Source organism: Microbacterium sp. MTN4-26, from assembly GCF_042846595.1.
Taxonomy (GTDB): Bacteria; Actinomycetota; Actinomycetes; order Actinomycetales; family Microbacteriaceae; genus Microbacterium; species Microbacterium luteum.
On record NZ_BTGO01000010.1, the window covers coordinates 137,023 to 150,292 of the forward strand.

Annotated in this window: 15 protein-coding genes and 2 pseudogenes; 9 read left to right on the forward strand and 8 right to left on the reverse strand. The window is 64.9% G+C overall.

Annotated elements, in window-relative coordinates; all coding sequences use genetic code 11:
- Nucleotides 1-51: 51 nt before the first annotated feature.
- Nucleotides 52-774: an ABC transporter ATP-binding protein gene (locus ACGG9C_RS10475; protein ID WP_390178628.1), complete on the reverse strand. Its 723-nt coding sequence runs from the start codon at nt 772-774 to the stop codon at nt 52-54.
- Complete coding sequence (locus tag ACGG9C_RS10480; protein WP_390178629.1) at nt 771-1,838, reverse strand: ABC transporter permease; 1,068 nt, start codon at nt 1,836-1,838, stop codon at nt 771-773. The genes ACGG9C_RS10475 and ACGG9C_RS10480 overlap by 4 nt, the downstream gene beginning before the upstream one ends.
- 163 nt (nt 1,839-2,001) lie before the next feature.
- On the opposite strand from ACGG9C_RS10480, the gene ACGG9C_RS10485 reads away from it, so the two are divergent.
- Nucleotides 2,002-3,186, forward strand: coding sequence for a sensor histidine kinase (locus ACGG9C_RS10485; RefSeq protein ID WP_390178630.1), 1,185 nt, complete (start codon nt 2,002-2,004; stop codon nt 3,184-3,186).
- Nucleotides 3,183-3,809: a response regulator gene (locus ACGG9C_RS10490; RefSeq protein WP_390178631.1), complete on the forward strand. Its 627-nt coding sequence runs from the start codon at nt 3,183-3,185 to the stop codon at nt 3,807-3,809. Before ACGG9C_RS10485 ends, ACGG9C_RS10490 begins: the two co-directional genes overlap by 4 nt.
- 27 nt (nt 3,810-3,836) lie before the next feature.
- Here the strand turns inward: ACGG9C_RS10490 and ACGG9C_RS10495 are convergent, their stop codons facing one another.
- The gene (locus ACGG9C_RS10495) at nt 3,837-4,007 is read right to left on the reverse strand and encodes a hypothetical protein (protein WP_390178632.1); all 171 of its coding nucleotides are present in this window, start codon (nt 4,005-4,007) and stop codon (nt 3,837-3,839) included.
- A gap of 624 nt (nt 4,008-4,631) precedes the next feature.
- On the opposite strand from ACGG9C_RS10495, the gene ACGG9C_RS10500 reads away from it, so the two are divergent.
- The 5 genes from ACGG9C_RS10500 to ACGG9C_RS10520 all read left to right on the forward strand — a co-directional run bounded on the left by ACGG9C_RS10500 (nt 4,632) and on the right by ACGG9C_RS10520 (nt 8,882).
- A complete protein-coding gene (locus ACGG9C_RS10500) occupies nt 4,632-5,798 on the forward strand; it encodes a glutathione-independent formaldehyde dehydrogenase (RefSeq protein WP_390178633.1) in 1,167 nt (388 codons plus the stop codon).
- A 1-nt stretch (nt 5,799) separates the two neighbouring features.
- The gene (locus ACGG9C_RS10505; protein WP_390178634.1) at nt 5,800-6,369 is read left to right on the forward strand and encodes a type 1 glutamine amidotransferase domain-containing protein; all 570 of its coding nucleotides are present in this window, start codon (nt 5,800-5,802) and stop codon (nt 6,367-6,369) included.
- The gene (locus ACGG9C_RS10510; RefSeq protein WP_390178635.1) at nt 6,366-6,668 is read left to right on the forward strand and encodes a putative quinol monooxygenase; all 303 of its coding nucleotides are present in this window, start codon (nt 6,366-6,368) and stop codon (nt 6,666-6,668) included. The genes ACGG9C_RS10505 and ACGG9C_RS10510 overlap by 4 nt, the downstream gene beginning before the upstream one ends.
- Before the next feature lie 142 nt (nt 6,669-6,810).
- Entirely contained in the window at nt 6,811-7,941 is a 1,131-nt protein-coding gene (locus ACGG9C_RS10515; protein WP_390178636.1) for an NAD(P)/FAD-dependent oxidoreductase, read from the forward strand.
- A gap of 46 nt (nt 7,942-7,987) precedes the next feature.
- Nucleotides 7,988-8,882 (forward strand): IS5 family transposase gene (locus ACGG9C_RS10520; protein WP_390178637.1). Its coding sequence is split into 2 segments (ribosomal slippage): nt 7,988-8,338 and nt 8,340-8,882, totalling 894 coding nucleotides; the frame shifts between segments, so codons are not numbered across the junction.
- On the opposite strand, the pseudogene ACGG9C_RS10525 reads toward ACGG9C_RS10520, so the two are convergent.
- The 5 genes and pseudogenes from ACGG9C_RS10525 to ACGG9C_RS10545 all read right to left on the reverse strand — a co-directional run.
- Nucleotides 8,879-9,043: pseudogene (locus ACGG9C_RS10525) on the reverse strand (IS481 family transposase); the annotation flags it as partial. The gene ACGG9C_RS10520 and the pseudogene ACGG9C_RS10525 sit on opposite strands and share 4 nt — an antisense overlap.
- Nucleotides 9,037-9,531 (reverse strand): annotated as a pseudogene (locus ACGG9C_RS10530) (transposase); the annotation flags it as partial. The pseudogenes ACGG9C_RS10525 and ACGG9C_RS10530, both read right to left, overlap by 7 nt.
- A gap of 318 nt (nt 9,532-9,849) precedes the next feature.
- A complete protein-coding gene (locus tag ACGG9C_RS10535; RefSeq protein ID WP_390178638.1) occupies nt 9,850-10,113 on the reverse strand; it encodes a DDE-type integrase/transposase/recombinase in 264 nt (87 codons plus the stop codon).
- 216 nt (nt 10,114-10,329) lie between these two features.
- On the reverse strand, nt 10,330-10,635 hold the full coding sequence (locus tag ACGG9C_RS10540; protein ID WP_046453732.1) for an IS3 family transposase: 306 nt from the start codon (nt 10,633-10,635) through the stop codon (nt 10,330-10,332).
- A 193-nt stretch (nt 10,636-10,828) separates the two neighbouring features.
- A complete protein-coding gene (locus ACGG9C_RS10545) occupies nt 10,829-12,136 on the reverse strand; it encodes a sensor histidine kinase (protein ID WP_390178639.1) in 1,308 nt (435 codons plus the stop codon).
- 262 nt (nt 12,137-12,398) lie between these two features.
- On the opposite strand from ACGG9C_RS10545, the gene ACGG9C_RS10550 reads away from it, so the two are divergent.
- Both ACGG9C_RS10550 and ACGG9C_RS10555 read left to right on the forward strand, forming a co-directional pair.
- The gene (locus ACGG9C_RS10550) at nt 12,399-12,707 is read left to right on the forward strand and encodes a transposase (RefSeq protein ID WP_286793162.1); all 309 of its coding nucleotides are present in this window, start codon (nt 12,399-12,401) and stop codon (nt 12,705-12,707) included.
- Nucleotides 12,704-13,270 (forward strand): DDE-type integrase/transposase/recombinase (locus ACGG9C_RS10555; protein WP_390178640.1); only part of this gene is annotated, 567 nt, incomplete at its 3' end. The genes ACGG9C_RS10550 and ACGG9C_RS10555, both read left to right, overlap by 4 nt.

Below are 13,270 nucleotides of genomic sequence, written 5' to 3' on the forward strand. Positions count from 1 at the left end.
TGACCCACTCGCGACGGGTCGCCGCGGTCTCAACCCCCGCGGAAGCGGCGGTCATGACTGGGTGGTGCGGGGGCCTGCGGTTGCGGCGCTCGGGAGGCTGTCCACGGTCTTCCCGTCGACGAGGGTGACGACACCATGCATCCGGGGAAGGTGCACGAGGTCGTGGGTGACCAGCAGGGTGGACGTGTTCAACTCGTCGGTGAGTCGCAGGATCAGTTCGATGATGCTGGCGCCTCGTTCCTGATCGAGCGCGCTCGTCGGCTCGTCGACCAGGAGCACGCTGGGGTCATTCATCAGTGCCCGGGCGATGTTCACACGCTGGCGTTGTCCACCGGAGAGCTGGTGAGGGCGCTTGACCGCGTGGGCGGCGAGGTCCACTGCATCTAAGAGCGCCCCGGCCCGTTCTGCGGCGGCACGGCGATTTCGTCGACTGTGCCGCGCGCCGAGCTCGTTCATCACTGACAGCTGTTCCAGCGCTGTAAGCGAGGGGACCAGGTTGGACTGTTGGAAAACGATGCCGATCTTATCGCGACGCATCTTGGTCGCCTCACCGGCGGTGAGGCCGGTGGTGTTGATGTCGTCGATGAGGACCTGCCCGGAGTCCGGCCGGATGAGGGTCGCGGCGACGGCGAGGAGGCTGGATTTTCCGGAGCCGCTGGGTCCGGTGATCCCGGTGACCGTTCCCGGGTGGGCAGCCAGGGTGACGTGGTCCACAGCGGTGACGCGGCTATCGCCGTCGGGGAAGGTGAGGGTGATGTTGTTCAGGCGGATCATCGGTTGCTCCCAAGGGCGGTGAGGGGATCGGCAGAGGTGACGGAACGGAGCGCGAATGCAGCCCCAGCTAGGCCCAGCACGATCATGATCACCCCGGGCAGGAGTGTGGTGATCGGACTGAGGAGGAACGGCAGGGCAGTGCCGGCCAGCGCACCGAACAGCGTCACCAACCCGAGCCCGATGCCGATGCCGAGGACGAGGACGATCAACGCTTGGCCGAGAGCATCGCGGACCAGCGAGGGAGTGCTGGCGCCGAGGGCTTTGAGGACGGCAATATCGCCCTTACGCTGCATGGTCCAGACCGTGAAGAATGCTCCGATCACCAGTCCCGAGATGCCGAACAGCATGGCCACCATCAGCAGCAGCGACCCAATCTCAGAGCGGAACGCACTCAACGCGGTCAACGAACCCAGCGTGGTCTCGGAGACGGTCGTGTTCGCGGAGTCTGCGGCAGCCCAATCCGGCGACCCGGTAACGGCAAGTACGGTGGCATAGGCATCGGGACTACCAGTCGCGGCGGAGTACGCCTGCCAGTCCTCCAGTGTCATTTCCACAACGGGGGTGTGGCTGTACCAGCCATCGCCTCCGATGGTCTCGACGGTGTACGAGGTTCCGGCGATCGTAACCTTGTCGCCGGTGGTCACGTCGAGGTCCTTCGCTGCGGGGGCGGACAGCCCCAGGCGACCGTTCTCGGATGGAGCGGTGGCGTCGTAGCCGGGCTGCACTCCGAAAGCCGCGATAGCGATCCGGGTGTCACCGGCCTCAGCGCGGGTCTGACTGATTCCGATCGGTTCAGTAGCGGTGACACCTTCGGTGGAGGCCCACGCGGTGGCCTGCTGCTCGGTGATTGCGGAATCCGCGAAGCTAGCGCTACTTCCTGTCGTGGGCGCCGAAAAGACGATCCGGTCACCCGGGATCGATAGGACCGCGGAGATGTTCTGGGTCGCGAGCCCGCCCGTGAGGCCACTGAGGAAGCCAACGAGAACGGTGATTAGGGCGACCACGGAGCCGATCAAGATGAACCGGCCTCGAGCGAAGCGCAGGTCGCGGAGCGCGACGAACATTGGGAATCCTTTCCTGCCACCGGTGCGGTGACAACCCCTACTCTTCCCATTCCGCTAACCCAATCCATCCCTCGGCAGCACACCCTTTCCTGACCAAATGATGAGCCGGTAGATCGTCCTTTTGGACGATGCCTACCCCCGAGGGCCGCGTAAAATTCGGTCCATGCTCCACACGGCGCTCACCCCCGTTTTCGTGGGTCTGCGCACCGGCCTGCACATCCTGTTCGCCGCGCTCACGATCCTCGTCATCGCCCGCGCCGTCCTGGTGCCAACGGACACCAGCATCGCGGCCATCAGCCTCGCGATCGTGCTTCTCGCCACCTATGCAGTCGGCGCCATCGCCGCCCGGGCAACCCGCCGGCCACGGACCGCGGGGGCTCTGTGGCTGGGCGCGCTCACTCTTGAGTGGGTGGTGCTGTTGTGGCTGACCCCCGAGGCCGCCTACCTCGTCTTCCCGCTGTTCTTCCTCTACTTGCACCTCCTCGGCCAATGGTGGGGCTCGGCTGCCATCGTGGTCTCAACCCTCATCGCGATCTGCGCCCTCGGAATCCACAGCGGCTGGAGCGTGGGAGGAGTCGTCGGCCCGATCGTGGGGGCCGGGGTCGCACTCCTCATTGGCCTCGGATATCAGGCGCTGGCCCGCGAGGCACAGCAACGCGAAGCGCTCATGCAAGAACTGCTCGCTACCCGCGGGCAGCTCGCCGCGACCGAGCATGAATCGGGGGTACTTGCCGAACGCGCCCGCCTCGCCCGCGAGATCCACGACACCGTCGCTCAAGGGCTTTCCAGCATCCAGATGCTCCTACACGCCGCCGAACGCGCCGACCCAGACCGGGCGGGCGTCGAACACATCCGGCTCGCCCGCGAAACCGCGGCCGTCAACCTCGCCGACGCCCGACGATTCATCCGCGAACTCACGCCACCCGACCTCGATGGCAGAGGCCTCGGCGGGGCGCTCCGCCGGCTCGCGTCCACCCAGTGGGCGGCCCAAGGACTATCCGTGAACGTGCGTGTGTCTGACACCGTCGAACTGCCGATGCACGTCCAGACCGCGCTCCTGCGGATCGCACAAGGCGCAATCGCTAATGTCATTCAGCACGCCGCCGCCCGCAGTGCAACGATCACCCTCGCCGTGGACCAGAACCGATTGCAGTTCGCCATCACCGATGACGGCATAGGCTTCGACCCTGAACAGTTCTCGGAGAACCCGACCGGTCGATCCGATTCGTTCGGACTCCAAGCAACCCGCGAACGCGTCAATCAACTGGGAGGCACCCTCACGGTCGAATCCGCGCCGCACGAGGGAACTGCGCTGACCATCGGACTCACCGTCGGGGAGGCCGCATGATTCGGATCGTCGTTGCCGATGACCACCCCATCGTCCGCGCAGGCATCACCGCCCTGTTCGCGCTCGAGGACGACATCGAAGTGATCGCAGAAGCATCCACCCCCGACGAAGCCGTGGCTGCCGCGGAACGAGAGAACCCCGATGTGGTACTGATGGACCTCCAGTTTGGTGCATCCGTCGACATCACCGGAGCGGACGCCACTCGCCGAATCCGCGCTCTCGACGCCGCCCCTTATGTGCTCGTGCTGACCAACTACGACTCCGACGCCGACATCCTTGGCGCCGTCGAAGCAGGTGCCAGCGGCTATCTCCTCAAAGACGCCCCACCGCACGAGCTCACCGCTGCGGTCCGCGCCGCCGCCGCCGGTGAAAGTGCTCTGGCACCCATCATCGCCTCGCGACTACTCGATCGCATGCGTACTCCACAAGCCAGCCTGAGCGCCCGGGAAATGCAGATCCTCGACCTCGTCGCCGCCGGACAGTCAAATGTCGAGATCGCGGCCGAGCTGTTCATCAGCGAGACGACGGTGAAATCCCACCTCGCTCGCATCTTCACCAAACTCGGAGTCACTACCCGAACTGCCGCAGTTTCCGTCGCGAGACAACGCGGCATCCTACGGTGACCCCACAATGATCAACTACTGAGAAAGTCAGTCCTGCTCGTCCACCAACTGGTAATCGAAGAAATCGGAAGCATCCTGACTGTCCATCAGCCGATAAATCCTGCCTTGGTGATCCACGACAGGTTTGGGGCTCCCATCCGGCTGAAACGGGCAAAGAACGGGCTCTCCTACCGCGGTGGGCGTGACACCATCGTGCATTACGGCACTGTATGTCTTGGTGGTCATATTTCGACGTCACCCGGGATATTGCAGCGACGCTCAGCGCTCTCGGCGGTGCTATCAATAACGATCGTCTACGGCGGAGCGCCTCGTGATCGCCGAAAAAGTCGGCGCATCGTTCCGCTACCCACGATGCACTATCCATGGGACGAGCGGCCGTATGAGTACCCCGATCATCGCCATCGTCTGCGCCCTCGGAGTCATTGTTCCACTGGCGCTCGGCTTCCAGCCCAGCCAGCGCAAGCGGCGCGCAACTCGCCGCTGATTCGCACAGCCGCGTTGGTTGGCACAGGGCCGCGCTGACGACCGCGGTCGTGACGCTTGCCCCTTTGCGGTGCCGGCTCATCATCAGAACCGCTGTCAACGTCACGATGAGAACGAGCACAAGGACGAATGGCGCGACCACCGCAAGCGTGTACAGAGCGTATGCCCTGGGATCGAGCAACGGAACCGGGGATTATCCCGGCTCGATCGCTACACGTCAACTCAAGGCGAGCCCCTTGTCACGTGGTTCCTGGGGCCGTTTGCTGTCTAGCGATGGGGCCGGCGTCGGAGAGGCCTTGCGAGTAAGACATCGAGCAACACGATCGGATCGGAGTAGACATGAAAGCAGTGGTGTACGAGGGACCCCGTCAGGTCAGCACGAAGGACGTCCCGGACGCGAAGATCGAGCGACCCACCGATGTCCTGGTCAGGATAACGACGACGAACATCTGCGGCTCGGACCTCCACATGTACGAGGGGCGGACCTCCTTCGAAGTAGGCCGGACGTTCGGTCACGAGAACATGGGGGAGGTCATCGAAGTCGGTAGTGGCGTGGAGAAGGTCAGGGTCGGAGACCGGGTTGTGCTCCCGTTCAACATCTCGTGCGGATTCTGTAAGAACTGCGAACGCGGCCTGACCAACTACTGCCTCACCACCCAGCCCGAACCATCATTCGCCGGAGCGGCCTACGGGTTCGCCGACATGGGTCCCTACGGCGGTGGCCAAGCGGAGCTGCTCCGCGTGCCTTTCGGTGACCACAACGCGCTGCGCCTGGGCGAGGATGCGGAGGAGAGGGAGAACGATTACGTCATGCTCTCTGACATCTTCCCCACCGGCTACCACGCCACCGAGATGGCCGGCGTGATACCCGGCGACAGCGTTGTGATCGCTGGGGCGGGTCCGGTCGGATTGATGGCCGCCCTGTCCGCGATGATCAAGGGCGCAGCAAAGGTGATGGTGGTCGATCGCCACCCTGACCGGCTCGCGCTGGCCGAGCAGATCGGTGCGATTGCCATCGACGACTCCAAGGTCGACCCCGTGCAAGCTGTGCTGGACGAGACGATGGGGCTCGGAGCTGACCGTGGTTGCGAATGCGTGGGCTACCAGGCCCACGATCCCCAGGGCAACGAGGACACCGCCGCAACGCTGAACATGCTCATCAACTCGGTCCGCTTCACCGGACGAATCGGCACCGTCGGCGTGTTCGTCCCCCAGGACCCCGGAGCCAAGGATGACCTCGCCAAGCAGGGAAAGGCGGCCATCGATTTCGGCACTCACTGGTTCAAGGGGCAGACCATGGGCAACGGTCAAGCCCCGGTCAAGCGGTACAACCGCCAGCTGCGAGACTTGATCGCCGCCGGCAAGGCGACCCCTTCCTGGATCGTCTCCCACGAGATCTCGCTGGACCAAGCCGCCGATGCTTACAAGAACTTCGACGCCCGGTCCAAGGGTTGGACCAAGGTCCTCATCAAGCCCGGCATGTCAAACGGAAAGAAGGAAAACTGAGATGGCAGCAGATCTTCAGGGCAAGAGGGTCGCGATCCTCGCCGCCGACGGAGTCGAACGCGTTGAGCTCGAGCAACCCCGCGAAGCACTGGAACGGGCCGGCGCTCAGACCGAGGTCCTCTCGATCCACGACGGTGAGATCAAGGCCCGTGAGAACGACCTGGATGAAGCGGGCACGTTCACCGTCGACGGGTTGGTCGCCGGCGCCTCGGTGGGCGCCTACGACGCCCTGCTGCTTCCCGGCGGCACGGTCAACCCCGACCAGCTCCGGGTCGACAAGGACGCCGTTTCCTTCGTCCGCGAGTTCGTCGAGAGTGGCAAGCCCGTGGCGGCGATCTGTCACGGGCCGTGGACGATGATCGAGGCGGGTGTGGTCGGAGGTCGCACGTTGACGTCCTTCCCGAGCATCCGCACGGATCTGCGCAACGCCGGTGCGGAGGTCGTTGACCAGGATGTCGTGGTGGACGGGAACTTGATCACCAGCCGCTCGCCCGATGACCTGCCTGCGTTCTGCGATACGATCGTGGCGAAATTTGCGAGCAATTCGACCCAGGGAGAGGTGATGTCATGAGCGTGACGAAGGGACTGCTTGTCAGGCTGGAGGCCCTGCCCGGTAAGGAAGACGAGGTCCAGGAATTTCTCGGCATCGGGCGAGGGCTCGTCGAGGAGGAACCGGCCACCGTCGCGTGGTTCGCGATCCGTCTCGGCCCGTCCTCATTCGGGATCTTCGACGTGTTCCCCGATGACGCTGGCCGCGACGCGCACCTGTCCGGCGCAGTTTCGACCGCTCTCGGCGAGCAGACGGGCAAACTGTTCAGCGAACCGACGATCGAGAAGCTCGACGTCCTGGGCTCCAAGCTCCCCGCCTGACACTACAGACCGGGAGTACTGGCACAGAAAGGAGGGGTCGCTGCGCGCGGGTGACTTCGGGCTTACACAGCCCGTTGACGTCGTGGCAGCGGCCCCTTCTCTTGCGGCCTATGGCTATTCACCAACAGTTCGGGGAACCGTGATGACAGGAACTGAGGACGGCGTTGCCACGACGCGTTCACCCGAGGTAGCAGTGATCGGGGGCGGGATCGTCGGTCTGTCGACGGCGTACGCGCTGCGGGATCAGGGCGTGCCGGTGCGCTTGTACGAGGCTGGTCTGCCCGGGACGGGTCAGTCCGCAGGCGAGTCGCGGATCTTCCGGCATGCCCACGACGACCCGCGACTCGTCGCTTTCGCGCGCGAAAGCCGGGGCGTATGGGATGAGTGGGCCGAACACTTCGACGTCGAGCTGGTCTCATCAGACGGTGTCCTGGCGATCGGAGACAGCGCCCTGGCGCGGCTGCGGGTGCTCGACCAGGTCGGCGGCGTGGAAGCGCACGAGATCGACGCGGTCGAGGTCGCCCAGCGGATGCCGTTGCTCGCTGGGTACTCGGGGCCAGCGGTGCTCGACGAGTCGGGCGGCGCGATCCGTACCCGAGCCGCGATCACGGCACTCACGGGTGCCCTCGCAGATGCGGTCACCACCGGTGAGGTCATCTCCATCGATTCCCGCGCCGACGGGACGGTCGAGGTGCGCAGCGTCACCGACCGGGCTGTTTACTCCAAGGTGGTCGTGTGCGCCGGCCGCGAAACCGCCCGCCTGGCACGCAGCGTCGGCCTGTCGCTGCCGGTTCGCCTTGCCGCACACGTCAGGCTGACCTTCGACGTGAAAGCCGCCGCCCCGGCACGAGTCGCGTGCCTGCAGGACAGCAGCGGCGTCTTCGGCGAAATCGGCGTCTACGCGACGCCGCTACCGGGCAACAGCAGCTATTCGGTCGGACTCAGCGACACCGTCGGCGTCCGCGACGACGGAACTTTCATCGACCCGGCGGCGATTCGATCGCTGGACGAACGCGCACGCGAATACGTGACACGGGCGCTGCCCGGTCTCCACCCAGAGCCGCGCGACTTCCTTCACTGCTGGGTGACCGACCTCCCGTGGAGTGAGGACGGCGTGGCCGTGTGGGAGGCAGGCTCTGTCCTTTTTGTAGCCGGTCACAATTTGTTCAAGCAGGCACCTGCGCTGGGTCGCGCTCTTGCCCGGGCTGCGACCGGCGGCGGTCTCCGCGCCGAGCTCACGCCCGAAGCGCGCCTCGGCGAGGCCCAGAGCTAGGGCATGTCTGACAAAGGTTGAGGGCTTCGGCTGAGAGTCTCGATCGGTGTCGCGGTTTCAGGTGCTTTCGGATGCTCAGTGGTCTTTGATCGAGGGGATGCTGCCGCGTCCGACGGGGCGGCCGGGGCGGAGATTCTCTGACGCTCGGACCATGGTCGAGGGCATCGTCTACCGGTACCGGACGGGGATCGCGTGGCGGGATCTGCCGGAGGTGTTCGGTCCGTGGCAGACGGTGTGGACCTGGCATCGCCGGATGGCGTTCGATGGGACGTGGGATCGCGTGGCGGCGAAGATCACGGCGGCGGCAGACGCTGCGGGCATGGTCGACTGGTCGCTGTCGGTGGACTCGACCATTGCCCGCGCACATCAGCACGCGACGAACACGACCCGGCTCACAGGGGGCTGGATCGAATTACACGGATCTGACGCTCGAGCCGCCTGATCACGGCATCGGCCGCTCCAGAGGCGGCCTGTCGACGAAGATCCATCAGCTCGTCGACGGCAACGGGCTCCCCCTGGTGACACTGATCACGCCGGGGCAGGCGGGCGACTCGCCGATGTTCCTGCCGCTGATGGCGCAGCTGCGAGTCGGGCGTGGCAGCGGGCGGCCCAGAACTCGGCCCGACGCGGTCCGGGCCGACAAGGCCTACTCGTCGCGCGCGATTCGCGGGCATCTGCGTTCCCGCGGGATCAAGGCCGTCATCCCCGAACCCGATGATCAGAAGGGACACCGCGAACGACGCGGGTCACGCGGCGGTCGCCCGGTCGGACTCGACACCGCCGACTACAAGAACAGGAACGTCATCGAACGCGGCTACTGCCGAATCAAGCAGTGGCGAGGAATCGCGACCCGCTACGACAAGCACGCCGTGATCTACCGCGCCGCCGTCGTCCTCAACGCCATCATCGCCTGGACCAAAGCTTTGTCAGACATGCCCTAGGTGTGATGTCCAGGCAGGTTGTTGAGTCTGCTGATGGGCGGGGCTCCGATTGCGGAGTGGCGCCTGTGGTGATTGTAGAAGTGGACCCAGCCTGGTAGCGCTTCGTGACGCTCAGAATCGGATCGGTAGAACCGGGGGTATGCCCAGCCCTCGGCGAGGGTTGAATCGCCTCGTGGCTGATGCGCATGGAATCATCATCCGGGAAGTCGATGCGGATCCGGTTCGCGATCTGTTCCGGACTCCATGCCCATGACCACGGCCGGTCCTTTCGATGCGGCTTGTTCCGGCCAGTGAACTTCGGCGACTGAGGACCAGACACGACGACACCGTCGGGCATCACAATCTGCCCGGAGAGGCGCTCCTCGACGTAGTCCCGCAACCTCGGGTTCGCGACGAGCTTGGCGATCTTCGGTCGCTTCGCGGCGATGTCCGACTTCCACTGCGCGACCGAGGCTCGGTAGTCGAGCTTGCTCCCTCGTGTTGCTGCGTTGCGACGCAGCTCGCGGGAGATGGTGCCCGGATCTCGCCCGGTGCGACGAGCGATCTCACGCACGCCGTAGCGTTGCGCGTTGAGGATCGTGATCTCCGCGCGTTCAGCGAACGACAGATATCTGCCCGAGGGCGGCTTACTCAGATCGAACGGCGGCATGCCGCCAGCGTTGTGGAACCAGCGGCCGCCGACCGGCTGCGACACCCCGACCCGTGCGGCAGCCTCCTCCGGCAACAACCGCGTGGCGATCTCGACCCAGAACCGATGCTGCACCTCCCGAGAAATCGGCGGCGTACCCGGCGATCGCACCTTCGGCCGCGCCGCCCGATCCGATGCCTGCTGCCGACGAACCATCCCGCACCTCCATCAATGTGAGGTGTTGTGACGACCAGTTGAATCCGCCCTGGCTGCCCCTATCGGCGTCCTCGCCGCGGCCGTCGACGGCGTTGCGGACGGCGTCGACGGCGAGCTTCGCGGTCATCGATCGCTGATGGAGTACCCCACGATGCGGTTGGAGAACACGTCCTTGATCGCGCAGCAGTAGATCTTGCCTTCGCTCGTCCAATGCTCCGTGATGTCCGTGAGCCAGAGCCGGTTCGGCGCGTCAGCGCGGAACACGCGCTGGACGTGGTCGTCGAACACCGGCGGGCCGGCCTTCTTTCCCTTCCCGCGGCGCCGACGTTGCGCGGACGAGAGGATCCCGGCCTGCGAGCACAGCTTCCACGCCGTCCGCCGGCTCATCCGCCACCCTGCCCGACGCGAGGTATCGGTATCCGAACGTCGGGTCGTCGTGGTGCGCGTCGTGCAGCGCGTTGATCCGATACGCGCGGAGCACGTCCGCGTCGCGGACGGGGTCGTTTCGCCACCGGTAGTAGGGCTGGCGGGCGAGCTTGAGGACCCGGCACGACACCGTCACGGGAATCGCCGCGTCGGCGAGCTCAGCAACGAGCGGGTACGTCATTTTGGGGAGCCACCGAGTTTCAGGTTCGCCTGCGACAGATACGCCGCCGCACGGCGAAGGACCTCGTTCTCCTGCTCGAGCAACCGGATCCGCTTCTTCAGCTCCCGAGCCTCGGCAGCGTCCGCGGCGGTCTGACCGGGACGGTTGCCTTCTTCGACGTCGGCTTGGCGGAGCCAGTTCTGCAGCGTTGCTTCGCTGATGCCGAAGTCGGTGGCGATCTGTTTGATGGTGACGCCGCTCTCGCGGCGCCTCGCGACCGCGACGACGTCTTCGCGGAACTCTCTGGGATAGGGACCGGGCATGATGACATCCTCCCCGCCAGCGCCTCCCGGCACTAACGATCAGTCGTCACCGATCCGTTCCTCACGCCCCGTCGTCGTGGCATCACACTGTACTCGTCGGCCCGGTTGGTGTATGTCGTCCGGTTGAGGCTTCCCCGTACCGTGGATGTCGCCGGGCACGCGTCGGAATGGAGCCAGCACGTGGCGCGCTTCATTACGAAACGGGTTCATGCGCGGGCAGTGTGATGGTTACGCGTGTGCCATGTGGTTCTCGTGGGGTGAGGTGAATTGTCCCGTTCAGGTTGGTGATGAGATCGCGGACGATCGTCAGGCCGAGTCCTGTTCCCGCGATCCCCGCTCGAGTCGCAGAGGGGCTTCGGTAGAAAGGATCGAAGAGGCGGTCTATCTCGCTCTCGCTGATTCCGACTCCTTCGTCTTCGACAGTGAGCTTCGCGTGGTTGTCTTCGCGTCGGGCGCGGATGGTGATCGTGCCGTTGCGCGGGGAGAATTTCAGCGCGTTGCTGAGGATGTTGGAGAGGATGCGGGTGAGTTCAGCGGGTATGGCTGATACGAGGACACGCCCATCGACGTGAATGTCGATTCCCATCTCCTTCGCGCGGCGCTCGTGTTCGCTGTCTTGCACGGCATCGAGGATGAAGCGGCCAAGATCGCAGGGAACACGTGGCCCGGATGGGGCGTGCGTCTGGGCTCGGCCGGAGAGGGTGAGGACGTTGTTGACGAGTTCGAGAAGCCGGTTCGCGTTACGGCGGATCGTTACCACGAATTCTTTCTCGGCCCCGTCTAGAACTTCGTCGAGTTCCTCGGCGTACCCAAGGATCGAGGTGAGGGGTGTTCGTAGTTCGTGAGTAACGCTGGCGACGAAGTCGTCTTTCTCTTGGTTCGCGTCGCGTAGCGCTTGGGCTGTTTGTCGTTCTCGTTCCAGTCGCTGCTGAAGTTCGCGTTGTTGCTCTCGCATGTCGGTGAGATCTTGCGCATCGACCAGGAAGACCTGGCCAATTTCTGCTCTCCGAGAAGAAGTAGCGGTCACCTCGAACGCACGTTGAACGCCGTCCACCTCTGCGCGCCATTCTGCTGCGACGGGGAGCCCTGACCGGGCGCGAGTGAGCGTGTTGTCGAGGTCACTGTGTGGGATCACCGTCCACGCACCGGCGTGATGCTGCGCGAGCTGGCCTGCCAGAACGGCTGCCGCTACTGGGTTGATGTCAACGACGGCGATCGAACGATCGAGGTTTTCCTGCAGGACGGCGAACCCGTTCTTTGTCCGCGAGAACGCTTCGGTGACCAGTGATTGGAATGCAGCTTGTTGTGTTTCGGACCGGCGTCGTTCGTTGCGCAGGGCCGAGATTGCGAGTGTCATCGCCACAAGTGAGAGCGCGTATAGCTGCAACAGGTTTTCGGTTGTCAGTACACCGTCGGGGTGCGCGAAGGGCCCGCCGCCAAGAAACGTCAATACGCTCGCGAGGACGCTCGCGGTGACCGCCTGCAGGTGCACGGTGTACATCGATTCCGTGAACGCAGCCCACACTAGGAAGGGAGCAGGTAGAAACGCCAGGGGACTCTGATTCCACGGGGAGAAGGCGACACACACTGCCCCGACCGACGCGAGCGTCAATAAGATCACGCGCCGAGGTGAAGCCACCGCACGCCGTAGACGATTCATCAGAGCGAGCGGAACCAAGAGCAGCAAAGCAGAAGGGACTGCTGCACGAGTAGGTGACATCTGATCTGGCTTGCCCTTGGGGTGGGCCTGGAAGGATGTTGCTGTGCCCAAGCCCTACCCGAGCGAGTTCCGTGACGATGTGGTCCGCGTCGCGAGGAACCGCGAGCCCGGAGTGACGATCGAGCAGATCGCGAAAGACTTCGGTGTTCACCCGATGACGCTGCAGAAGTGGTTGCGTCGCGCCGGCATCGACGAGGGCGCCAAGCCCGGGGAGACGCGGACTGAGTCCGCGAAGCTGCGGGAGGCGCGCAAGCGGATCCGGCTTCTCGAGCAGGAGAACGAGGTGCTGCGTCGTGCGGCGGCGTATCTGTCGCAGGCGCATCTGCCGGGAAAAGGCTCTACCCGCTCGTGACCGAGCTCGCCGCCGACGGTATCCCCGTCGCGGTGACGTGCCGGGTGCTCAAGCTCTCCCGCCAGCCGTACTACCGGTGGCTGAGGGACCCCGTCACCGCCAGCGAGGTGGTGCGGGCGTACCGCGCAAACGCACTGTTCGACGCGCACCGCGACGACCCCGAGTTCGGGCACCGGTTGCTCGCCGACGAGGCCCGTCAGGTCGGCGAGGGCATGTCGGACCGGACGGCGTGGAAGATCGTATCGCAGAACGGCTGGTGGAGTGCGTTCGGGAAGAAGCGGGGCCGTGGCAGCGGGAAGAAGGCTGGTCCGCCCGTCCATGACGATCTCGTCGGCCGGGACTTCACCGCGACCGGACCGAACCAGCTGTGGCTGACCGACATCACTGAGCATCGCACCGCGGAGGGGAAGCTGTATCTCTGCGCGATCAAGAACGTGTTCGCGAACAAGATCGTCGGGTACTCGATCGACTCCCGGATGAAGTCGAGCCTGGCCGTCAACGCGTTGAACAACGCCGTCGCGATCCGCGGCGATATCGCCGGCTGCGTGGTGCACAGCGACAGA

Bases quoted from the DNA above. Each gene is read 5' to 3' on its own strand.
- ACGG9C_RS10475 (WP_390178628.1), bottom strand. From the start codon at position 774: ATGATCCGCCTGAACAACATCACCCTCACCTTCCCCGACGGCGATAGC.
- ACGG9C_RS10480 (WP_390178629.1), bottom strand. From the start codon at position 1,838: ATGTTCGTCGCGCTCCGCGACCTGCGCTTCGCTCGAGGCCGGTTCATC.
- ACGG9C_RS10485 (WP_390178630.1), top strand. From the start codon at position 2,002: ATGCTCCACACGGCGCTCACCCCCGTTTTCGTGGGTCTGCGCACCGGC.
- ACGG9C_RS10490 (WP_390178631.1), top strand. From the start codon at position 3,183: ATGATTCGGATCGTCGTTGCCGATGACCACCCCATCGTCCGCGCAGGC.
- ACGG9C_RS10495 (WP_390178632.1), bottom strand. From the start codon at position 4,007: ATGCACGATGGTGTCACGCCCACCGCGGTAGGAGAGCCCGTTCTTTGC.
- ACGG9C_RS10500 (WP_390178633.1), top strand. From the start codon at position 4,632: ATGAAAGCAGTGGTGTACGAGGGACCCCGTCAGGTCAGCACGAAGGAC.
- ACGG9C_RS10505 (WP_390178634.1), top strand. From the start codon at position 5,800: ATGGCAGCAGATCTTCAGGGCAAGAGGGTCGCGATCCTCGCCGCCGAC.
- ACGG9C_RS10510 (WP_390178635.1), top strand. From the start codon at position 6,366: ATGAGCGTGACGAAGGGACTGCTTGTCAGGCTGGAGGCCCTGCCCGGT.
- ACGG9C_RS10515 (WP_390178636.1), top strand. From the start codon at position 6,811: ATGACAGGAACTGAGGACGGCGTTGCCACGACGCGTTCACCCGAGGTA.
- ACGG9C_RS10535 (WP_390178638.1), bottom strand. From the start codon at position 10,113: ATGAGCCGGCGGACGGCGTGGAAGCTGTGCTCGCAGGCCGGGATCCTC.
- ACGG9C_RS10540 (WP_046453732.1), bottom strand. From the start codon at position 10,635: ATGCCCGGTCCCTATCCCAGAGAGTTCCGCGAAGACGTCGTCGCGGTC.
- ACGG9C_RS10545 (WP_390178639.1), bottom strand. From the start codon at position 12,136: ATGTACACCGTGCACCTGCAGGCGGTCACCGCGAGCGTCCTCGCGAGC.